This is a genomic window from Alkalibacterium sp. s-m-28 (assembly GCF_054658175.1).
This window is the reverse complement of the sequence record NZ_BAAGIQ010000382.1, coordinates 1-261: the sequence shown is the minus strand read 5'-3', so window position 1 is coordinate 261 and position 261 is coordinate 1. Positions and strand designations below refer to the sequence as shown.

Here is a 261-nt window from a genome sequence, read left to right as displayed (position 1 = left end):
ATGGGCGTGGATTTAGGACTCAAAGTCCCAGCTGTGGCAGTCACCGATGACGAACAAGTGCGCTTTTTCGGAAACGGACGGCGAAACAAATATATGAAACGACAATTTCGTTCGGAAAGAAAAGCACTTGGGGGACGAAAGAAGCTGAATGCCATCCGCCACTCAAAAGACAAAGAACAACGATGGATGAAAGACCAAGACCACAAGGTTAGTCGTCAAATCATTGATTTTGCAAAAGATAACCACATTTCTGTCATTCGC

1 pseudogene is annotated in these 261 nt (G+C 44.8%); it reads left to right on the top strand.

The features are described from left to right. Positions 1-261 (top strand): annotated as a pseudogene (locus tag ACYQ4S_RS12705) (RNA-guided endonuclease TnpB family protein); the annotation flags it as partial.